The organism is Amycolatopsis bartoniae (assembly GCF_014191255.1).
Classification (GTDB): domain Bacteria; phylum Actinomycetota; class Actinomycetes; order Mycobacteriales; family Pseudonocardiaceae; genus Amycolatopsis_E; species Amycolatopsis_E bartoniae.
Genome location: NZ_JACHWH010000002.1, coordinates 350,352 through 370,637, shown reverse-complemented (window position 1 = coordinate 370,637; position 20,286 = coordinate 350,352). Strand labels below are relative to the sequence as shown.

Genomic DNA, 20,286 nt, shown 5'->3' with positions numbered 1-20,286 from the left:
CCCCATCCCCACCCCCGGCCGCGAACTGAATCGGTCATCACGCCTTCGAGCAAGCCCTCGGAAAGACCCCGAAACTGTCGGTGCCTCCTGGCATCATCGTCCGCGTGGATCTGCTGACCGACCGCCCGCGGGAGAAGTCCCCGCGCCGCCGCGTGACCTCCGTCGAGGTGTTGTGCGCGGTGCTCGTCGTCGCGATCCTCGCCCAGTCCTGGCTGCAGGACGTGCTGGACGTGGCCGCCCTGCGCACCGGTGCCACCGTGTTCGTCGCGGTGTGCGTGCAGGCGTTGCCCTTCCTCGTGCTCGGCGTGCTGCTCAGCGGGGCGATCGCCGCGTTCGTGCCCGCACGGGTGCTGCGGCGCGTCCTGCCGAGCCGGACGGTGGCGGCCGTCGGGGTCGCGGGCCTCGCCGGCGTCGCGTTGCCCGGCTGCGAATGCGCGTCGGTACCGGTGGCGCGGCGGCTGCTGGGCCAGGGCGTCGCCCCGGCCGCGGCGCTCACGTTCCTGCTCGCCGCGCCGGCGGTGAACCCGGTGGTCCTGGTGGCCACGGCGGTCGCGTTCCCGGGGCGGCCGGAGATGGTATTGGCGCGCTTCCTGGGCTCGCTCGCGACGGCCGTCGTCATGGGCTTGTTGTGGGCGCGCTGGGGCAAGCTGTCGTGGATCGTCGAGCGGGCGTTGCGGCGCACGGCCGATCCCGAACGTGGCCGGTGGCGGGCGTTCGCCGAAGTCGCCCGCGCCGACCTGGTCGAGGCGGGCGGGTTCCTGGTACTGGGGGCGCTGCTCTCGGCGGCGCTGAACGTGCTGGTGCCGCAGTCGTGGTTCGGCGTCCTGGGCGGGCAGGTCGTGGTGGGCGTCGCGGCGATGGCGGTGCTCGCGGTGGTGCTGGCGCTGTGCAGCGAGGCGGACGCGTTCGTGGCGGCCTCGCTGACGGCGTTGCCGCTGCTGCCGAAGCTGGTGTTCCTGGTCGTCGGCCCGGCGGTCGACGTGAAGCTCTTCGCGCTGCAGGCGGGTACCTTCGGCCGTTCGTTCGCGGTGCGGTTCGCGCCGGTGACCTTCGTGGTGGCGGTGTGCTGCGCGCTGGCGGTCGGAGTGCCGCTGCTGGGCGGTGCACGGTGAGCGATGGGGGAGTGGCGATGAGGCCCGGACTGGCTCTGGCTTCGGTGGCGCTGGGCGCGGTCGGCCTGGTGTTCGCGTTCGCGACGTGGGTGACGTGGCTGGTCGTCCACCCGTGGGGAGTGCTGACGTCGGCGCTGACCGTGATCTTCGCGTTGGTGCTCGGGGCGCTGTGGGTGCTGGTACTGGGGTCGGCGGTGCTGGGCGTGATCTTCGGCCTGGTGGCCGGCGAGACGGGCCGACTCGCCCGGATCGGCATCGGCCTGTGCAGCCTGGCGGCCCTGCTCGCACTCGCCGGCGCGGTGGCGTTCGTACTGGCGGCCCTCCACTGGACCCCGGTGATGAAACTCGACACCGGCGGTCTCCTATGAGCCGCGCAATCGGGAGTGTCCCGCCCGGAGTTGCGTTGCTGGCTGGGCTGCACGCCGGTAGCCCAGCTCGACACCGGCGGTCTCCTATGAGCCACGCACCCGAGAACCTCCTGCCCAGCGCTGCGGTGCTGGCTGGGCTGCAGGCCGGTGGCCGAGCTCGACAGCGGTGGCCGTTAAAGCGCGCACTCGGGAACCTCCTGCCTGGCGGTGCCTCGCTGCCCTCGCGCCGGACCACGACCGCCAGCTTCGACCGCGGCGGCCTCCAGCGCGGGGCGGTGCTGAATAGGCGCTGGGCGGCAGTCATCGGTTCCGAACACGGCGGTCGCCGGGCGAGTGTGGAACAGGAAACCTCCCCGCTCGGCGGGGCGCTGCTGGGCGGCCGTCGATTCGGGGCAGGGTGGGGGCCGGTGAGGCGCGCACCCGGGAAGCCCCTGCCCGGCGGCGTCGTGCGGCCCATGCGCGAGACCACGACCGCCGGCTTCGACCACGGCGGTCGCCCATGAGGCGCGAGACCCAGAACATCCTGCTCGTCCTGCTCGGCGGGGCGTTGCTGAAGATCGGCATCACGGGCGACTACCTGCAGTACGTCAAACCCGCGCAACTGCCGTGGGTGCTGGCCGGGGGAGGGGTGATGGTGGCCCTCGGTGCGGTGGCCATCCTCCGCGACATTCGTGCCCACGCCCGTCAGCCCGCCGGGCTCGAGGCCAACACAGCGCACCACGGGCACCACCACCCCGCCCGCTCGGCGTGGCTGTTGCTCCTGCCGGTGCTGGCGGTGTTCCTCGTCGCGCCACCGGCGCTCGGGGCGGACTCCGTCGCGCGCACCGAGGCCCGCGCGCCCGCACCGGCTTCCGCCGCCTTTCCGCCGTTGCCCGGGGGAGCCGTGGTGCCCTTGTCACTGACCGAATTCGTCACCAGGGCGGGCTGGGACTCCGGCGGCTCGCTCAACGGCAAAACAGTCCAGCTGACCGGGTTCGTGACCCACGCCCACGGTTCTATCCTCCTCGCGCGCATGGTCATCACCTGCTGCGCCGCCGACGCCTACCCGCTCACCGTCCGGCTGACCGGGCCCGCCACGCCCGCCTACCCCGACGACACCTGGCTCCGCGTCACGGGACAGGCCGTGCCCGGCACCGCCAGCAGCGCCAACCGCTACACGCCCGACCTCACGGTCACCGCCGTCGACCGGATCACCCAGCCGCCCGACCCCTACGAGGACTGAGACGCGCGGCCGAAACAGTGACGCCGAGCGCGGCTCAACCAGCAGCACCACGCCAATGAGCCCCAGCCGCCACGGCTCCGACCCCGCCAAGTGGGCCGTGGAGTTCGGCGAAAGTGTTCCGTCGTGCCGAGGCGAGACGTCCGGACCAGCCCTGACCCCAGCAGGGTGCGGCGGGCAATCGAGGACGAAGCAGCCCGCGAGACCCGTGTGCAACCCCGGCGGGCAACCAGACCCCCCGAACCCGACCCCTACGAAGACTGAGCCAGCCGGGCCGCGCAGTCGGCACAGGTGCCGACGATCTCGATCGTGTGGGTGATCTCCGTGAACCCGTGCCCGCTTGCGATCTTCTCCGCCCAGCGCTCCACCGCCGGGCCCTCGACCTCGACCGTGCGGCCGCAGTGGCGGCACACCAGGTGATGGTGGTGGTGCGCGGAACACCGCCGGTAGATCGCCTCCCCGGTGTCGGTGCGCAGTACGTCGATCTCACCGGCCTCCGACAGCGACTGCAGCGTCCGGTACACCGTCGTCAGCCCGATGCCGTCGCCGCGTTTGCGCAGCTCGTCGTGCAGCTCCTGGGCCGAACGGAAATCGTCGACCTCCGCCAGCAGCTCCACCACCGCGGCCCGCTGCTTCGTGGACCGACGGCCCGGCACGGGCGCCAGCCTGCTCATGCGGCCCTACTTTCAACGGCGCGGCAAGCCGCGGCAGTGTCATTGGCCGGCATGATGCCGGATGATTCGCTCGCAAGCTCGCTCATGAACCCTCCTGCACGTGTGCGACCGCGTCCACCACGATGTGTGCCAGATGATCGTCCACGAGCCGGTACACGACCTCGCGGCCCCGGCGCTCCCCGTGCACCACCCCCGCCGCCTTGAGCACGCGCAGGTGCTGGCTGATCAGGGGCTGCGCCACGTCCAGCGCGTCCACCAGCTCGTGCACGCACCGCTCGGCGTCCCGCAGCTGCAGCACGATCGCGATGCGCACCGGCGCGGCGAGTGCGCGCAGCAGCTCACCGGCCCCGCTCAGCGCCCCCGGCGACGGCACCGCGGTGCGCGGCCTGGCGGGCCCGTCCGAGTGGACCTCGCCCGGCACCTGGCTCGCCGCGGTCATGTCGATCTCCAGCCTGTCGAATGGGGTGTCCCCCCATCCTAGTGGGCGCTATCGCCTGCCCAGCCGGTCTGTCAAGCCCCTCGCGGAGCAACCGGACCCGCCGGATACCCTGGACGAAACCATCCCGCAGGCCTTGGGAGAGCGTGGAGTGCCCGCCAACACGATTGAGACCGTAGTCAGCTTGTGCAAGCGCCGTGGCTTCGTCTTCCCCAGCGGGGAGATCTACGGCGGTACCCGGTCTGCGTGGGACTACGGGCCGCTCGGCGTGGAGCTCAAGGAGAACATCAAGCGCCAGTGGTGGAAGACCATGGTGCAGAGCCGCGAGGACGTCGTCGGCCTCGACTCGGCGGTCATCCTGCCCCGGAAGGTGTGGGAGGCGTCCGGTCACGTCGAGGCGTTCGTCGACCCGCTGGTCGAGTGCCTGTCCTGCCACCGCCGCTTCCGCTCCGACCACCTGCAGGAGGAGTTCGCCGAGCGCACCGGCAAGCAGCCGGCCGAGGGCGACCTGTCCGAGGTGCCGTGCCCCAACTGCGGCACCCGCGGCCAGTACACCGAGCCCCGCAGCTTCAACGGGCTGCTCAAGACCTTCCTCGGCCCCGTCGAGAGCGAGGAGGGCCTGCACTACCTCCGCCCGGAGACCGCGCAGGGCATCTTCGTCAACTTCCTCAACGTGCAGACCACGTCGCGCAAGAAGCCGCCGTTCGGCATCGGCCAGATCGGCAAGTCCTTCCGCAACGAGATCACGCCGGGCAACTTCATCTTCCGCACCCGCGAGTTCGAGCAGATGGAGATGGAGTTCTTCGTCGAGCCGGGCGAGGACGAGCGCTGGCACCAGTACTGGATCGACCTGCGCACCGAGTGGTACACCGACCTCGGAATCAAGTCCGACAACCTGCGCCACTACGAGCACCCGAAGGAGAAGCTGTCCCACTACTCGAAGCGGACCGTCGACATCGAGTACCGCTTCCAGTTCTCCTCGGGACAGGAGTGGGGTGAGCTCGAAGGCATCGCGAACCGCACCGACTTCGACCTCACCACCCACTCGAACCACTCCGGCGTGGACCTGTCGTTCTTCGACCAGACCACCGGCGCCCGCTACCGGCCGTTCGTCATCGAGCCGGCCGCCGGTGTCGGCCGCCCGATGATGGCGTTCCTGCTCGACGCGTACGCCGAGGACGAGGCGCCCAACGCCAAGGGCGGCATCGACAAGCGCACCGTGCTGCGACTGGACCGCCGCCTGGCGCCGGTCAAGGCCGCGGTGCTGCCGCTGTCGCGCAACTCCGACCTGACGCCGAAGGCCAGGGACCTCGCCGCGCAGCTGCGCAAGAACTGGAACGTCGAGTTCGACGACGCGGGCGCCATCGGCCGCCGCTACCGCCGCCAGGACGAGATCGGCACGCCGTTCTGCATCACCGTCGACTTCGACTCGCTGGAGGACCAGGCGGTCACCGTGCGCGAGCGCGACTCGATGACGCAGGAGCGCGTGGCGCTGGACCAGGTCGAGGGTTACCTGGCCGCGCGCCTGCTCGGCTGCTGACCCCTGACACCTGTCACGGGCAGGTCGTGACGAGCGGCCTGCCCGCACAGGCGTTCCCGGCGGCAGAGTCGGGGACATGAACGGAACCAGCTCCCCGCCGCGCGACGCGGCTGTCACGGCCGGGGCCGCGGTGCGGCTGTCCGGCCTGCGGAAGTCCTACGGTGAGGTGCGTGCCGTCGACGGTGTCGACCTCACGATCGCGCCCGGCGAGGTGGTGGCGCTGCTCGGCCCGAACGGTGCCGGGAAGTCCACCACCGTCGACATGATCCTGGGCCTGACCATGCCCGACGCGGGCAGCGTGACCGTCTTCGGTGCCGCGCCCGCCGACGCCGTGAAGGCCGGTGCCATCGGCGCGATGCTGCAGGGCGGCGCGCTCCTCGAAGACGCCACCGTCGGCGAGATGGTCGCCATGGTCGCGTCGCTGCACCGCAACCCCATGCCGGTCGGCGAGGCGCTCGCGCGCGCCGGGATCGAGGACCTCGCGAACCGCCGCGGCAGCAAGCTTTCCGGCGGCCAGAAGCAGCGTGCGCGGTTCGCCGTGGCGCTCGTGTCCGATCCGGACGTGCTGCTGCTGGACGAGCCCACCGCGGCGATGGACGTCGGCAGCCGCCGCGAGTTCTGGCGCGCCATGCAGACCTTCACCGACTCCGGGCGCACTGTCGTGTTCGCGACGCACTACCTGGAGGAGGCCGAGGAGTTCGCCGACCGGGTCGTGCTGATGCGGGCCGGGCACGTCGTCGCCGACGGGTCCGTCGCGCAGGTGCGGGCGCTCGCCGGCGGCCGGACGCTGCGCGCGGTCGTGCCCGGCGCGACGGAGGCCGCCGTCGCGGATCTGCCCGGCGTCACCGAGTACCAGCTGCGCGGGCAGCGGATCGCCTTGTCCAGCAAGGACTCCGACGCGACCCTGCGCGCGCTGCTCGCCGCCTTCCCCGCCGCGCACGACATCGAGATCGCCGCGATCGGTCTCGAAGGCGCGTTCCTCTCGCTGACCTCCGAGGAGGAGTCATGAGCCCGAAGTTCCTGCTGCTGGAGATCCGCCGCATCCTGCGCTCGCCGCGGTTCCTGATCTTCACCGTGGGCTTCCCGGTGGTGCTTTTCCTGCTGTACGTGGGGATCTTCGCGAAGGACCAGGACACCAAGGCCGTGCTGATGGTGAGCATGACCTCGTTCGGTGTCATGGCGTCGGCCCTGTTCACCGGCACGCGCGTGGCGCTGGAGCGGGCGTCGGGCTGGCAGCGGCAGCTGCGGCTCACCCCGTTGTCCGGTGCGGGTTACCTGACCGCCAAGGCCACCGCGGGCATGGCGATGGCGCTCGCGCCGGCGCTGCTCGTGCCGCTGGTCGCGGTGGTGGTCGAGGGGGTCTCGCTCGACGGCGGGAACTGGCTCCGGGCCTCACTGGGGGTGTGGCTCGCGGCGATCCCGTTCGCGCTCATCGGGCTCCTGATCGGACAGGTCGGCACGGCGGACTCGGTCCAGCCGATCACGCAGCTGGTGATGCTGCCGATGGCCCTGCTCGGCGGGATCTTCATCCCGATCGACACGATGCCGGACTGGCTGCTGAAGTTCGCGCACGTGCTGCCGAGCTACTGGCTGGGCCAGGTGGGGCGCGGCGCGGTGACGGCGGACCTGAGCACCGGGCTGGGCAAGGACGTGCTGGTGCTCGGGGCGTGGACGGTGGTCCTCGGGATCGCGGTGGTGCGGCGCTACCGTAAGGACTCGGCGCGAGTCTGATGAGGGAGAACGTCGTGCGGGAGCGCGGACCGGAGTGGGGCGGCTGGTGGCGGGAGGACACCACCGGCCGCGCCCACCGGGCGTGGCGGTTCACCGCCCGCTGGTGGGTGGCCGGAAGCCTGTTCCTGCTGCCGGTCGTGCTTCCGTCCCTGCGGTACGCGTTCGCTCCGGGCACGCCGGTCGCCGCCGCGGTGGCGCTGCTGGTCGTGGTGGCGCTCTACTGCACCGGCTACCTCCTGTTCCAGCTGGTGTTGTTCGGCGCGGTCCCGCTGTGGCGGAAGGTGGCCTTCTGCGCGCTCATGCTGGCGCTGGGTTGGGCGGTCTTCCTGCTGCTGCCGAACAGCGAGGTGTATCTGCTGCTCTACTCGATCGGCGTGATCTCGTTCGGCCTGGCACCCGGCTGGGTGCTGGGGTTCAACGGCGCGTCCCTGGTCGCGCTGGCCGTGCTGGAGTGGCGGCACGTGGGCAACCACGGCTCGTTCAGCGACGTGTGGGCGCTGCTGGGCATCTCCGCCTCGATGTTCTTCGTGGGCCGCCTGCTCTTCACCGTCCGGACGCTGCGGGCGGCGCGCGACGAGATCGCCACGCTCGCGGTCACGGCGGAACGCGAACGCCTGGCGCGGGACCTGCACGACATCCTCGGGCACAGCCTCACCACGATCACCGTGAAGGCCGGGCTGGCGCGGCGGATGCTGGAAAGCGGGCAGCCCGAGCGGGCGATCACCGAGATCGCCGAGGTCGAGGGTCTGTCGAGGAGCGCGTTGTCGGACGTGCGGGCGACGGTGTCGGAGTACCGCGAGGTGTCGTTGTCGGCGGAGCTGGTGGGCGCCAGGGCGGCGTTGCGGGCGGCGGAGATCGAGGCCGACCTGCCGCACGCGGTGGACAACGTGCGGCCGGACCTGCAGCAGGCGTTCGGGTACGTGCTGCGGGAGGCGGTCACGAACGTGCTGCGGCATTCGGGGGCGAAGCACGTGAAGGTGCGGTTCGGGCGGGACTGGCTCGACATCTCCGACGACGGCGTGGGAGCGCCGGAAGGCTTGCGCGGCAACGGGTTGTGCGGTCTGGCCGAGCGGCTCGCGCAGCTCGGCGGGAAGCTGCACACCGAGTCGCGTGTGGACGGTGGGTTCGTGCTGCGGGCCGAGGTGGCCTCGTGATCCGGGTGCTGCTCGCCGACGACCAGGCGATGGTGCGCGGCGCGCTGGCCACCGTGCTGAGCCTGGAAGCGGACATCGAGGTGGTCGCGCAGGTGGGCTCGGGCGACGAGGTGCTTCCCGCGGCGAAGGAGTGCGGCCCGGACGTGGCGCTGCTGGACGTGCAGATGCCCGGCAAGGACGGGCTGACCGCCGCCGCCGAGCTGCACGCCGCGCTGCCCGCCTGCCGGATCATCGTGTGCACGACGTTCGGCCGGCCCGGCTACCTGGCGCGGGCGATGGCCGCGGGCGCGGCCGGGTTCCTGGTGAAGGACGCGCCGCCGGAACAGCTGGTGGACGCGGTGCGGCGGGTCTCCGCCGGGCTGCGCGTGGTGGATCCCGCGCTGGCCGCCGAGTCGCTGGCCACCGGGCCGAGCCCGCTGACGGCACGCGAGCACGAGGTGCTGCGGGCGGCCAGTGACGGGGGCACAGTGTCCGACGTGGCGAAGCGGCTGCACCTGTCCGAAGGCACCGTCCGCAACCACCTGTCGGCCGCGATCGGCAAGACCGGCGCCCGGACGCGCGCGGAGGCGGTCCGGCTCGCGGAGCAGAACGGGTGGCTGTGAGAATGGCGCCGATGAAGCCGTCTGCCGCCAGCTGGGTGCGCCGGGCCCTGTTCGGGACCGTGCTGGTGGTGGTGCTGGCGATCGGCGGTACGGCGTTCCGCGTGTGGCAGGTCGCGCGGGTCGACGACCGCGACCACGCCGACGTGATCATCGTGCTGGGCGCGGCGCAGTACAACGGGAAGCCGTCGCCGATCTTCCAGGCCCGCCTGAAGCATGCCCAGCAGCTGTACGAGGACGGCGTCGCGAAGGTGATCGTCACCGCGGGCGGCAACCGCGCCGGGGACGAGTACACCGAGGCTTCCGCGGGCGCGCAGTGGCTGGTGGAGCAGGGTGTGCCGCGGGCGAGCACGCTGCCGGTGGGGGAGGGCCGCGACACGCTGGGCAGCCTGCGCGCGGTCGCGACCGAGGTGGCGAAGCACGGCTGGCACACGGCGGTGCTGGTGAGCGACCCGTGGCACTCGCTGCGCGCCAGGACGATGGCCGACGACGTGGGCATCGAGTCGTGGACCTCGCCGACGCACAGCGGGCCGATCGTGCAGACCCGCGAGACGCAGGGGCTCTACATCTTCCGCGAAACCGGCGCGCTGCTGTTCTACCTGCTGACGAAAACTCCGGCCGACGACATCGGCGGGACGGGCTTGGGCTGAAAAGTGTCGGTGGTCGCTCCTATGGTGGGTCCCGTGTACACCGACCACGACCGCGAGCGGCGGTTGCCGGAGCCGCCGAAGAGCGCCGCGCTGCCCGGCTCGCGCCCGGACGGGCGCAGTGACTTCGCCCGCGACAGGGCGCGCGTGCTGCATTCCGCGGCGCTGCGTCGGCTGGCGGGCAAGACGCAGGTGGTCGGGCCGGGGGAGGGCACGGAGATCAGCGGCGTGCCGCGCACGCGGCTCACGCATTCGCTGGAGGTCGCGCAGATCGGCCGGGGGATCGCCGAGGAGCTGGGCGCCGACCCGGACCTGGTGGACACCGCGGGGCTGGCGCACGACATCGGGCATCCGCCGTTCGGGCACAACGGGGAGCAGGCGCTCGACGCGGTCGCGCAGCCATGCGGCGGGTTCGAGGGCAACGCGCAGACGCTGCGCATCCTCACCCGGCTGGAGCCGAAGCTGGAGCCGGTGGGGCTGAACCTGACGCGCGCGTGCGTCGACGCGGCCACGAAGTACCCCTGGCCCCGTCGCGCCGGGCAGGTCAAGTTCGGTGTGTACGCGGACGACCTGGGCATCTTCACGTGGATGCGCGAGGGCGCGCCGGAGGGGCGGCGGTGTCTCGAAGCGCAGATCATGGACTGGTCGGACGACGTGGCGTACTCGGTGCACGACGTCGAGGACGGGATGCTCGCCGGGCGCCTCTCGCTGTCCGCGCTCGCCGTCCCGGAGGAGCGCGCGGCGGTGGCCGAACTGGCGGCGAAGCACTTCTCGCCGTTGTCGGTGTCGGCGCTGGAAAGTGCCGCGCGTGAGCTGCTGACGTTGCCGGCGGTGGCGGAGCTGGCGAAGGGGTCGGTCTCGCCGTTCGCCGCGCAGGTCGCGCTGAAACGCGTCACGAGCGAGCTGGTGGGCCGGTTCGCCGCGGCGGCGGTCACCACCACGCGTGCCCGGTACGGCGAGGGGCCGCTGACGCGCTACGCCGCGGACCTCGAAGTGCCCGAGCAGGTGGGGGCCGAGGTGGCGCTGCTGAAGGCGCTCGCGCTGCGGTACGTGATGAGCGACCCCCGGCGGCTGGCGATGCAGGAGGGGCAGCGGCAGACGATCACCGAGCTGGTGGAGCTGCTGGCGCGCCGCGCGCCGGAGTCGCTGGACAGCGTCTTCCACCCGGCCTGGCACGCCGCGGCGGACGACGCCGCCCGGCTGCGGGTGGTGGTCGACCAGGTGGCCTCCCTCACCGACGCCCAGGCACACGCCTGGCACGCCTGGCACACCGGACGGCAGTGAAAATCCGGTAGCGTCGAAGCGATGGGCAACCCGGAACTCGATCACCTGCGATTCTGCTTCGCGCTGCACCGCGCTGTGGCCGGTGCTGGCGACTCGTGCTTCTCGCCCTACTCCGTCGCCAGCGCGCTGGGCCTGACCAGCCAGGCGGCGCGCGGAGCGGCGTCCGAGGAGCTGGCAGCACTGCTGGCCGGCGGCGCCGCGGACGTCGCGAAGCAGGCGGAGCTGCTGCGCACCGCCGCCACGCTCGACGAGGGCGGCCGGGGGGAGGCGCCCGTTCTCGAGGTCGCCAACACGTTGTGGACGGGCGACCACTTCGCGCTCAACCAGGACTTCCTCGGCGACCTGGCGGCCTGGCCGAACGGCCGCGTCCGCACCACGCCGTTCCAGGAGAACCCGGAGGCGGCACGGCAAGCGATCAACTCCGATGTGGCGGAGACCACCCACGACCTGATCCCGGAGCTGCTCGCGCCCGGCACCGTCCGCCCGGACACCGTCGCGAGCCTGGTCAACGCGGTGTACCTCAAGGTCGCCTGGCGCCACCGGTTTCCGGAGGAGCGCACCGAGGACGCGGACTTCCGCAGTCCCTCCGGCGTCCGCTGCGTGCCCACCATGCACCTGTCGGAGTCGCTCGGTTACGCCGCGCGAGACGGCTGGCAGGTCGTCGAGCTGCCCGCCGCGGGCGGGGTCACCGCCACGGTCCTGCTGCCGGACGGGGATCTCGCCGCGGCGGAGTCCACAATGGACGACAACGCGCTCGCTGCGCTGGTGCGCGCGCCGCGCAAGCGGCAGGTCCGGCTGGCGCTGCCGAAGGTGAAGCTCAGGCAGCGCGCCGCGCTCAAGCCCGCCCTCGCCGGGCTCGGGGTGCGGACCATGTTCACGCCTCGCGCCGACTTCACGCCGCTGTCCCCGGATCCGCGGCTGTACGTCGGCGAGGTGCTGCACGAGGCCGTCCTGCGGCTCGACGAGCAGGGCCTGGAGGGTGCCGCGGCCACCGCCGTGATGATGCGCGCGCTGGCCATGATCACGCCCGCCGACCCCGTCGACGTGGTCGTGGACCGGCCTTTCCTGCTCCTCGTGCGGCACGCCGCGACGGGTGTGGTCTACTTTTTCGCCCGCGTTGTCGAACCGTGAGGTAAGAAGTGACCGCGTTGCTGGAGTCGCCGGGGACGGTGCAGGTGGAGGAATCCCGACGGCGGCGGTGGACCCGCGCCGACTCGATCGCCGCACTGTTCTTCGTGCTGGCCGCGTTCGTCATCTACGCCGGGCTGTGGGTGAACCTCGGCAGCGGCTACCTGTACAACAGCGCCCAGGACCAGAACATGTGGGAGTGGTTCTTCGAGACCACGGCCCAGTCGGTGTGGCACTGGCAGAACCCGCTGGAGTCGGTGCTGCAGAACTACCCCGACGGCGTGAACATGATGGCCAACACGGCCATGCTGGGCCTGAGCATCCCGCTCTCGCCCGTCACGATGTTGTTCGGGCCCACCGTCACCTGGGCGATCGCGCTCACCGGCGGCCTGTCCGGCACGGCTTTCGCCTGGTACTGGGTGTTCTCGCGGAACCTGGTGGGCTCGCGGCTCGCGGCCGCGATCGGCGGGGCGTTCTGCGGGTTCGCGCCGCCGATGATCTCGCACGGCAACGCGCACCCGAACTTCGTCGTGCTCTTCCTGCTGCCGTTCATCGTGCTGCGGCTGATCAGGCTCGCGCAGGGTGCCCGGCCGGTGCGCGACGGGCTGATCCTCGGCGCGCTGCTGGCCTACCAGGTGTTCCTCGGCGAGGAACCGCTCCTCATCACCATGCTCGGCTTCGTGGTGTTCGCCATCGCCTACGCCGCGTCGCGCTGGCGCGAGGCCGTCGCCATGATCAAGCCGATGGTCATCGGCCTCGCCATCGCCGGCGTGCTCGCGCTCGCGATCGTCATCTTCCCGCTGTGGTGGCAGTTCCTGGGCCCGCAGAGCTACCGCACGCTCGAACACGGCCCGGTCGGCAACGACACGGCGGCGTTCACGCGCTTCGCGACGGAGTCGATCGCGGGGCAGGCGGACGCGGCCGCGGACGTGTCCATGAACCGCACCGAGGAGAACGCGTTCTTCGGCTGGCCGCTGGTCGTGTTCATGGTGGTCCTGACCATCTGGCTGTGGCGGAACGTGTTCGCCCGCGCGGTCGCGATCTCGATGTTCGTGCTGGCCTGGCTCTCCCTCGGCGTCTCGATCACGGTGGCGCACAAGGACACCGGCATCCCGGGGCCGTGGAAGCTGCTGGCGGACCTGCCGCTGTTCGACTCGCTGCTGGAGTCGCGGCTGGCCATGGCGTGCATCCCGGCGGTCGCCGCGCTGCTCGCGATCGCCACCGACAAGGTGTTCCAGGCGGCGCCGTCGTTCCGCGACCGGGAGCTGCCGCTGCGCTGGCTGTGGCTCGGCGCGCTGGTGGCCGTGCTGCTGCCCATCGCGCCGACGCCGTTGCAGGCCAGCACCAGACCGGCGACGCCCGCGTTCTTCTCGGACGGCACGTGGCGCCAGTACGTCACCTCGGGTTCGGTGGTCACCGTGCCGCTGCCCAACACCGGTGACGCGCGGGCGCTGCACTGGCAGGTGGCGGCCGACGTCGGGTTCCCGCTGGCGGACGGCTACTTCGTCGGGCCGAACGGGCCGCACGACAAGCGAGGCCGCTACGGCGCGCCCGACCGCTTCACGGCGACGCTGCTCAACGACGTCCGGGAGACGGGCGACGTGCCGGAGGTGACCGACGCCCAGCGCGCCGAGACCCTGGCCGACCTGCGTTACTGGCACGCCGACGTCGTGGTCCTCGCGCCGGGCAACAACCAGCAGTCGCTGCAGGCGACGGTCGAGCAGCTGCTGCGCACCCCCGCGCGTTACGTGGACGGGGTGTGGCTGTGGGACGTGCGGCAGCTCACGGCCGCGTGAGGTAGTCCGCGATCGCGGTCCCGAGCTCCTGCCCGGCGACGGCGCTCATGTGGTCGCCGGGCACCCGGGCGAACTCCGCTTTCGGCAGCAGTTCGGCGAGCCGGTCGGCGCTGCGCTGACCGTCGTCGCGGTCGCCGACGAGCACGAGCACCGGCGTCCCGAGGCGGCGCAGCTCCTCGGGCGGGGTGTCGACGAAGGTGTCCAGCACGTGCCGCAGCGCCACCGGGTCCCCGCCGGTCGACCGCAGGAACCGCTCCGCCTTCCACTCGGCGGAGCCGCGCTCGAACGTGCCGAGCCCAGTGAGGATGCGCCGGAAGTGCTCGCCACTTCCACGGGTTTCGGTGATGCCCTCCAGGCCGGTGCCCGCCACCACGGCACGTCCTGGCGTCGCGCCACGCACGAGCATCCGCACCACGGTCCGGGCGCCGAGCGAGTAGCCGCCCAGGTCGTACTCGTCGAGGCCGAGGTGCTCCAGCAGCGCGAACGCGTCGTCGGCGAGGACGTCCGGCGGGTAGGCGGCGGGGTCGTGCGGCTTCGCGCTGTCGCCGTGCGCCCGGAGGTCCGGCATGATCACGCGCCGCCCCCGCTCGGCGAGCTTCGCGGCGTGCCCGTAGGTGAGCCAGTTGACCTGCGCGGTGGAGAAGTAGCCGTGGATCAGCACGACCGGTCGTCCGCGTCCGACCTCCCGGTAGGCGAGCTCGGTCCCGTCGCGGCCCTGGAAGCGTCCTGTCACGGGATCCGAGGCTAGCTCGTCCTGAGGGGGAGAGAAGGAGGAGACCATGTCCCGCATCCCCGTCCTGTCCACAAAGGACGCGAACCTGTTCACGCGGCTCATCTACCGCATCGCCCGCCGCCGCTACGGCGCCGTTCCCGAGCCGTTCGCGGTGATCGCCCGCCACACCGGGCTGCTCGCCGCGGGCGCCGTGCACGAGCTGGCCGTGGAGAAGGCGTCTCGGACGCTGCCCGTCAACGTCCGGCAGATCGCGAGCTACCGCGTCGCCGTGCGGCTCGCCTGCTCGTGGTGCGTCGACTTCGGCACCATGCTGCAGAAGCACGACGGGCTCGACATCGAACGGCTCAAGCACATCGACGAGTACGCCACCTCGCCGCTGTTCAGCAGGCAGGAGCGCCTCGCGCTCGCGTACGCCGACGCGATGACCGAGAGCCCGGTGACGGTCACCGACGAGCAGGTCGCGGAGCTGGAACGCGAGTTCGGCCGCAAGGGCGTGGTCGAGCTGAGCTACCAGATCGCGCTGGAGAACCTGCGGGGCAGGCTCAACAGCGCGCTCGGCATTCCCGAGCAGGGGTTCACGTCGGGGGAGGCGTGCCGGGTTCCGCTGCCGGGAGCCGCGTGAGCTTGTCCGGGTTCGCCACGTCGTAGACCGCGACGATCAGCCCGTCGCGGATCGCCATGGTCTGCAGGTGCGCGTCGAGCGGGCGGCCGCCGGGGACCTGGGTGGGCGGCACGTAGACGCCCAGGTCCCCGTTGACCAGCACCGGCCGCCCGGTCCAGAACGCCTCCGGCCGGAACATCTCCACCAGGCCGCGGAAGAACCGGGCGATCTTGTCGCCGCCCACGATGACCTGCCGCGCGGTGCGGGTCTTGCCGCCGGAATCGCCGACGAAGGTCGCGTCGGGGTGCAGCACCGCGGTCATGCCCGCCACGTCGCCGGCGAGCAGTGCCGTGAGGAACCGGTCGAGCACCTCCTGCTGCTCGGCGAGGCTCGCCCGCGGCGGCGGTTCCGCGTCCTTCACGGCACGCCGCCCACGCGAGGCGCTCTGCCGCGCCGCCTCCGCCGTCGTGCCGAGGATGTCCGCGATCTCCGCGAAGGGCACCGAGAACGCGTCGTGCAGCACGAACGCGACGCGCTGCTCCGGCGTGAGCTTGTCGAGCACGACCATCGCGGCCATGCGCAACCCTTCGTCACGCACGGCGGCGTCCAGCGGGTCCTCGGCCTGCTTCCCACCCAACGGGGTGACGATGGGCTCGGGCAGCCACTGGCCGACGTACCGTTCACGCTGCACCGCGGCCGAGCGCAACCGGTCGAGGCAGATGCGGCCGACCACGGTGGTGAGCCAGCCCCTGAGGTCGCGGATTCCGGCCTGCTTCTCCTCGCCGAGGCCCGCGAGCCGCAGCCACGCCTCCTGCACGGCGTCCTCGGCGTCGGCCACCGATCCGGTGAGCCGGTAGGCCACCGCGACCAGGTGGGCGCGGTGCCCGGTGAACTCCTCAGCCAGCCCCATGACCGAGACAGTATCCTCGACCCGTGGCAGGTCGAATCCGGGAAGCAGACATAGCGGAGGTTCGCGACCGCAACCGGATCGACGAGGTGGTGGGCGAGTACGTGGCCCTGCGCAACGCCGGCGGCGGGGCGCTCAAGGGCCTGTGCCCGTTCCACGACGAGAAGACGCCGTCGTTCAACGTGCGGCCCACGCACGGCACGTTCCACTGCTTCGGCTGTGGTGAGGGCGGCGACGTCATCAAGTTCCTGATGAAGATCGACCACCTCCCGTTCGTCGAGGCCGTCGAGCGGCTCGCCGACCGCGTCGGGTTCCGGCTCACCTACGAGGGTGGCGGCGCCAGCGTCCAGCGCGACCGCGGCACGCGCACCCGGATGGTGGAGGCGCACAAGGCGGCGGCGGAGTTCTACACCGAGCAGCTGCGCACGCCCGAGGCCGAGCTGGCCCGCAAGTACCTGCGCGAGCGCGGTTTCGACGAGGCCGCGGCGCAGCGCTTCGGCTGCGGGTTCGCCCCGTCGGGCTGGGACAAGCTGACGAAGCACCTGCTCAACCGCGGGTTCGAGCTGTCGGAGCTGCTCAAGGCGCAGCTGGTGCGCGAGGGCAGGCAGGGGCCGATCGACCGGTTCCACCGCAGGCTCGTGTGGCCGATCAGGGACCTGTCCGGTGACGTCGTCGGGTTCGGCGCACGCCGGCTGTTCGACGACGACCCGATACAGGCGAAGTACCTCAACACCAGCGAGAGCCCGATCTACAAGAAGTCGCAGGTGCTGTTCGGGCTCGACCTCGCCAAGCGCGAGATCGCCAAGCGGCACCAGGTCGTCGTGGTCGAGGGCTACACCGACGTGATGGCCATGCACGCCGCGGGCGTGCCGACGGCGGTGGCGTCGTCGGGCACGGCGTTCGGCGAGGAGCACATGAAGGTGCTGCGCCGCCTGCTGATGGACGACGACGCGTTCCGCGGCGAGGTGATCTTCACCTTCGACGGTGACCAGGCGGGCCAGAAGGCCGCGCTCAAGGCGTTCGAGGGCGACCAGACGTTCGCGGGCCAGACGTACATCGCGGTCGCGCCGGACGGCATGGACCCGTGTGAGCTGCGGCTGGAGAAGGGCGACGCGGCGGTGCGGGACCTGGTGGCGCGACGGATCCCGCTGTTCGAGTTCGCGATCCGCAGCATGCTCGCCGAGTACGATCTCGACTCCGTCGACGGGCAGGTCGCGGCGCTGCAGCGCACGGTACCGCTGGTGGCGCAGATCAAGGACAGGGCCAAGCGCGACGGCTACGCGACGAAGCTGGCGTGGTGGGTCGGCTGGCAGGACGCGGACATGGTGGTGCGCCGCGTGCGGGGCGCGGCCGGTGCGCCCGCCAAGCCCGAGCGGCGGGCACCGGCGGCCGCGGCCGCACCGGAGGACGTCCAGCGGCCGTCGCCGAAGGACCCGCGGCTGATGGCGCAGCGCGAGGTGCTCAAGGCGGCGCTGCAGGAGCCCGCGCTGGCGGGCCCGGAGTACGACGCGCTGCCCGAGGAGGCGTTCACCCACCCGGCGTACGTGGCGGTGCACCGTGCGGTGCTGAAGGCGGGCGGGGCGAGCTGCGGGCTGGCGGGCCCGGCCCTGCTCGACGCGGCGAGCGCGAACCTGCCGCCCGGCACGGTGCGGACGCTGCTGTCGGAGCTGGCGGTGGAACCGTTGCACGCGAAGACCGAGGCCGACGTCCGCTACATCGGCAGCATGATCGCGGCGGTACAGGAGAACCTCGTCGGCAGGCAGATCGGCGAGATCAAGTCGCGCCTGCAGCGACTGTCCCCTGTGGACGCCGAGGAGGAGTACCGGGCGTTGTTCGGCGACCTCGTGGCGCTGGAGGAGTACCGGAAGGCGTTGCGCCAGCAGGCGATCGGCGGGATGGACTGAGGTGGCCTTGCTGCGGCGGCTGTTCGGCGACCGGTTGCCGGAGGGGTTTCCGGGCACGCTCGCGCCCGCGGAGAACGCGCTCGGCGTGGCTCCGGTCGGCTCCGGTGGGCATCTCGTGGTCACCGAGCTGGGCCTGTGGCTGCCCGACGGGCGCCGGGTCGGCTGGCACCTGATCAGCAAGGCGGTCTGGGACGCGGGGGTGCTGACGCTCGTCGAAGCGGCGGAGACCGGCACGGCGGGTGGGGCGGTGCTGCTGGAGGACCGTCCGCCGGTGCGTTTCGAGCTGCCGAAGCCGGGGCGCGTGCCTGTGCTGATCCGGCAGCGGGTGGACAGCTCCATTCGTGGGCGGCACCGGCAGGAGCTGACCGGCGGCGGGGTGTGGTTCGTGCAGCGCAAGGTGCCCGGGCGGGACGGCAGTGTGCTGCAGGTCCGGCCGGACCCGGGGGTGGACGCCGAGGTGGTGGCCGCGATCGCCCGGGAAGCCGCGGAGAAGCTGGCACCGCCGGAGGTGTAGCAGTACGCTCGTACTGTGTGGGATCCCGCGAAGTACCTCGACTACGCCGACCTGCGAGGACGCCCGTTCTTCGATCTCGTGGCGCGGGTGGGTGCGGTCTCGCCGCGCCGCGTGGTGGATCTGGGTTGTGGGCCGGGGAACCTGACGGTGTCGCTCCGGTCGCGCTGGCCGTCGGCGGTTCTGGAAGCCGTGGACAGCTCACCGGAGATGGTCGCCGCGGCTCGCCAGGCCGGGATCGCCGCCGAGGTGCTGGACGTGCAGGACTGGAAGCCGGCGCCGGACACGGACGTCGTGGTGACCAACGCGGTGCTGCAGTGGGTCCCGGAGCATGTGCGGCTCCTGCGGCGGTGGGTGGGGGAGCTGCCGCCGGGCGCCTGGCTGGCGATGCAGGTGCCGGGCAACTTCGACTCCCCGTCGCACGTGCTGGCGCGCGACCTGGCGGGGCAGTGGGGGGTGACGCTGAGGGGCCTGGAGACGGTTGCCACGCCGTCGGAGTACGCCACGCTGTTCGCCGACGCGGGCTGTCAGGTGGACGCCTGGGAGACGACGTACGTGCAACGCCTGACGGGCCAGGACGCGGTGCTGGAGTGGATCACGGGGACGGCGCTGCGGCCGGTTCGCGCGGCCCTCTCGGACGGGGAGTGGGCGGAGTTCCGTTCCGCGCTGGCGCCCCGGCTACGCGAGGCGTACCCGGCTCGCGGGGACGGGACGGTGTGGTTCCCGTTCCGCAGGGTCTTCGCGGTGGCGCAGGTGTAGCAGGCTGCTTTGCGCATGACCTGGAGACGTTGCGTGACGTCCGTCGACACGCTTGTAACACATATTTCCAGGTGTACGACTCCCGAGGGAGCCGACTGTGAGGGGTTGAGCGAGGTGATCCGCCGAATCGTCGCGGGAGGGACCGTACTACTCGCTGCCGGGTGCGCCACTGCCACGCCGGCGCCTGTGAAGACATTCACCCTTCGCGGTGAGGTGGTCATGAACAACACCTCACCGGGGGCATTTCCGACCTTGGCAGCGGGTGCCGGGGCTCCGGTGGTTACTCGGACATGGCGTCCGGAACCGCCGTGACAGTGGCAGACCCTCGGGGGCGCGTCGTCGCCACCGGGAGCATCACTTCCGGCCAGGCCAAGCGGACCTCGATCACACTTCCCGGCGACACCACCGCCACCTACTACATAGCTGCGTGTTCCATGCTCTTCGAGGTACCGGGCGTGCCAGACGATTTGCCGACCTACTCCATTACTGTGTCCCATCGCGGAACTCAGGTTGTTCCCTCGGTGCAGGCGCACGACACGGTGAAATTCGAGCTCCGCTAGTACATCCCTCTTCGCGGGGTTTCTCGCGCAGCGCACACGCCTGATGGGCACGTCCACGCCCTCGTGCTCCGTCGAACGTCTGACAGCCGATTGTCGGCACGCGCCCCGGCGCCGTTGCCGGAGCGCGCCGATCGTTCAGTCCCGCGTCACGCCGACGCGGTGCCCGTTGCGGCCCTGCGGCCGGAAGAACGGCACCTTGTCTCCGACCTTCTCGCCGACCTTGGCGCGCGCGACGCCCGCCGCGCCCTGGACCATCGGGTGGTCGGCGACCTTACGGTACGTGCGCACGATCTGGTCGTAGCGCGCCCGGCCCGCCTTCGCCCCGAGCACGTATCCGACGGCCGCGCCGAGCAGGAAAACCTTCACGTCTCCGCCTCCTCTGGTTGTTCGGCCCGTGGGAGCCATTGTCCCCCAGCGCGCCACCTGATGCCGGGGGTGCTTGCAGAGCGCGATCAGGGGTGCGCTAAAGTTTCTCCCCGTTGGCCCGGAGCGATCCGGACTGGCACCGAACGTTCCCCTGTAGCTCAACTGGCAGAGCATTCGGCTGTTAACCGAAGGGTTGTTGGTTCGAGTCCAACCGGGGGAGCAGCGGAAACAAGGCCCTGGAGATCATCCAGGGCCTT

Annotated in this window: 21 protein-coding genes and 1 tRNA gene; 17 read left to right on the top strand and 5 right to left on the bottom strand. The window is 71.6% G+C overall.

The window, feature by feature from the left end; genetic code table 11:
• Positions 1 to 104 precede the first annotated feature (104 nt).
• From FHX82_RS13635 to FHX82_RS13625, 3 genes are all read left to right on the top strand, one after another.
• A complete protein-coding gene (locus FHX82_RS13635) occupies positions 105 to 1,112 on the top strand; it encodes a permease (protein ID WP_229880876.1) in 1,008 nt (335 codons plus the stop codon).
• 17 nt (positions 1,113 to 1,129) lie between these two features.
• Positions 1,130 to 1,480 carry a hypothetical protein gene (locus FHX82_RS13630; protein WP_145937607.1) on the top strand — a complete coding sequence of 117 codons (351 nt, stop codon included), beginning with the start codon at positions 1,130 to 1,132 and terminating at the stop codon, positions 1,478 to 1,480.
• 499 nt (positions 1,481 to 1,979) lie between these two features.
• Positions 1,980 to 2,702 carry a TIGR03943 family putative permease subunit gene (locus FHX82_RS13625; RefSeq protein WP_145937608.1) on the top strand — a complete coding sequence of 241 codons (723 nt, stop codon included), beginning with the start codon at positions 1,980 to 1,982 and terminating at the stop codon, positions 2,700 to 2,702.
• 248 nt (positions 2,703 to 2,950) lie between these two features.
• Here FHX82_RS13625 and FHX82_RS13620 read toward each other — a convergent pair whose 3' ends face one another.
• Complete coding sequence (locus FHX82_RS13620) at positions 2,951 to 3,373, bottom strand: Fur family transcriptional regulator (RefSeq protein WP_145937609.1); 423 nt, start codon at positions 3,371 to 3,373, stop codon at positions 2,951 to 2,953.
• A gap of 82 nt (positions 3,374 to 3,455) precedes the next feature.
• Complete coding sequence (locus FHX82_RS13615) at positions 3,456 to 3,812, bottom strand: ArsR/SmtB family transcription factor (protein ID WP_145937610.1); 357 nt, start codon at positions 3,810 to 3,812, stop codon at positions 3,456 to 3,458.
• 148 nt (positions 3,813 to 3,960) lie between these two features.
• On the opposite strand from FHX82_RS13615, the gene FHX82_RS13610 reads away from it, so the two are divergent.
• The 9 genes from FHX82_RS13610 (at position 3,961) to FHX82_RS13570 (ending at position 13,688) form a co-directional block, all read left to right on the top strand.
• Positions 3,961 to 5,349 (top strand): glycine--tRNA ligase, encoded by a 1,389-nt coding sequence (locus tag FHX82_RS13610; protein ID WP_145937611.1) that lies wholly within the window; start codon positions 3,961 to 3,963, stop codon positions 5,347 to 5,349.
• 76 nt (positions 5,350 to 5,425) lie between these two features.
• Positions 5,426 to 6,358 (top strand): ABC transporter ATP-binding protein, encoded by a 933-nt coding sequence (locus FHX82_RS13605; protein WP_145937612.1) that lies wholly within the window; start codon positions 5,426 to 5,428, stop codon positions 6,356 to 6,358.
• A complete protein-coding gene (locus FHX82_RS13600; RefSeq protein ID WP_145937613.1) occupies positions 6,355 to 7,080 on the top strand; it encodes an ABC transporter permease in 726 nt (241 codons plus the stop codon). Before FHX82_RS13605 ends, FHX82_RS13600 begins: the two co-directional genes overlap by 4 nt.
• Positions 7,080 to 8,234: a sensor histidine kinase gene (locus tag FHX82_RS13595; RefSeq protein ID WP_145937614.1), complete on the top strand. Its 1,155-nt coding sequence runs from the start codon at positions 7,080 to 7,082 to the stop codon at positions 8,232 to 8,234. The genes FHX82_RS13600 and FHX82_RS13595 overlap by 1 nt, the downstream gene beginning before the upstream one ends.
• A complete protein-coding gene (locus FHX82_RS13590; RefSeq protein ID WP_145937615.1) occupies positions 8,231 to 8,836 on the top strand; it encodes a response regulator transcription factor in 606 nt (201 codons plus the stop codon). Before FHX82_RS13595 ends, FHX82_RS13590 begins: the two co-directional genes overlap by 4 nt.
• Before the next feature lie 11 nt (positions 8,837 to 8,847).
• Positions 8,848 to 9,483: a YdcF family protein gene (locus FHX82_RS13585; protein ID WP_145937616.1), complete on the top strand. Its 636-nt coding sequence runs from the start codon at positions 8,848 to 8,850 to the stop codon at positions 9,481 to 9,483.
• 21 nt (positions 9,484 to 9,504) lie between these two features.
• Complete coding sequence (locus FHX82_RS13580) at positions 9,505 to 10,764, top strand: deoxyguanosinetriphosphate triphosphohydrolase (RefSeq protein ID WP_145937617.1); 1,260 nt, start codon at positions 9,505 to 9,507, stop codon at positions 10,762 to 10,764.
• A 21-nt stretch (positions 10,765 to 10,785) separates the two neighbouring features.
• Complete coding sequence (locus FHX82_RS13575; protein ID WP_145937618.1) at positions 10,786 to 11,895, top strand: serpin family protein; 1,110 nt, start codon at positions 10,786 to 10,788, stop codon at positions 11,893 to 11,895.
• Positions 11,896 to 11,903: 8 nt separating this feature from the next.
• The gene (locus FHX82_RS13570) at positions 11,904 to 13,688 is read left to right on the top strand and encodes a glycosyltransferase family protein (protein WP_145937619.1); all 1,785 of its coding nucleotides are present in this window, start codon (positions 11,904 to 11,906) and stop codon (positions 13,686 to 13,688) included.
• Here the strand turns inward: FHX82_RS13570 and FHX82_RS13565 are convergent.
• Positions 13,675 to 14,421 (bottom strand): alpha/beta fold hydrolase, encoded by a 747-nt coding sequence (locus FHX82_RS13565; RefSeq protein WP_229880873.1) that lies wholly within the window; start codon positions 14,419 to 14,421, stop codon positions 13,675 to 13,677. The two genes, FHX82_RS13570 and FHX82_RS13565, sit on opposite strands and share 14 nt — an antisense overlap.
• A 46-nt stretch (positions 14,422 to 14,467) precedes the next feature.
• Here FHX82_RS13565 and FHX82_RS13560 point away from each other — a divergent pair, with 46 nt between their 5' ends.
• Positions 14,468 to 15,043 carry a carboxymuconolactone decarboxylase family protein gene (locus FHX82_RS13560; protein WP_145937621.1) on the top strand — a complete coding sequence of 192 codons (576 nt, stop codon included), beginning with the start codon at positions 14,468 to 14,470 and terminating at the stop codon, positions 15,041 to 15,043.
• On the opposite strand, the gene FHX82_RS13555 is transcribed toward FHX82_RS13560, so the two are convergent.
• The gene (locus FHX82_RS13555) at positions 14,997 to 15,932 is read right to left on the bottom strand and encodes a sigma-70 family RNA polymerase sigma factor (protein ID WP_145937622.1); all 936 of its coding nucleotides are present in this window, start codon (positions 15,930 to 15,932) and stop codon (positions 14,997 to 14,999) included. The genes FHX82_RS13560 and FHX82_RS13555 overlap by 47 nt on opposite strands.
• 23 nt (positions 15,933 to 15,955) lie before the next feature.
• Between FHX82_RS13555 and dnaG the strand changes: the two genes are divergently transcribed.
• The 3 genes from dnaG to FHX82_RS13540 are packed head-to-tail and all read left to right on the top strand — an operon-like array spanning position 15,956 to position 19,103.
• A complete protein-coding gene (gene dnaG, locus FHX82_RS13550) occupies positions 15,956 to 17,833 on the top strand; it encodes a DNA primase (protein ID WP_145937623.1) in 1,878 nt (625 codons plus the stop codon).
• Between the two features lies 1 nt (position 17,834).
• On the top strand, positions 17,835 to 18,347 hold the full coding sequence (locus FHX82_RS13545) for a hypothetical protein (protein WP_145937624.1): 513 nt from the start codon (positions 17,835 to 17,837) through the stop codon (positions 18,345 to 18,347).
• A 15-nt stretch (positions 18,348 to 18,362) separates the two neighbouring features.
• Complete coding sequence (locus FHX82_RS13540) at positions 18,363 to 19,103, top strand: trans-aconitate 2-methyltransferase (protein WP_145937625.1); 741 nt, start codon at positions 18,363 to 18,365, stop codon at positions 19,101 to 19,103.
• A 695-nt stretch (positions 19,104 to 19,798) separates the two neighbouring features.
• Here the strand turns inward: FHX82_RS13540 and FHX82_RS13535 are convergent.
• Complete coding sequence (locus FHX82_RS13535; protein WP_145937626.1) at positions 19,799 to 20,029, bottom strand: hypothetical protein; 231 nt, start codon at positions 20,027 to 20,029, stop codon at positions 19,799 to 19,801.
• A 147-nt stretch (positions 20,030 to 20,176) separates the two neighbouring features.
• Between FHX82_RS13535 and FHX82_RS13530 the strand changes: the two genes are divergently transcribed.
• Positions 20,177 to 20,249 (top strand) — tRNA-Asn (locus tag FHX82_RS13530).
• Positions 20,250 to 20,286: the final 37 nt, after the last annotated feature.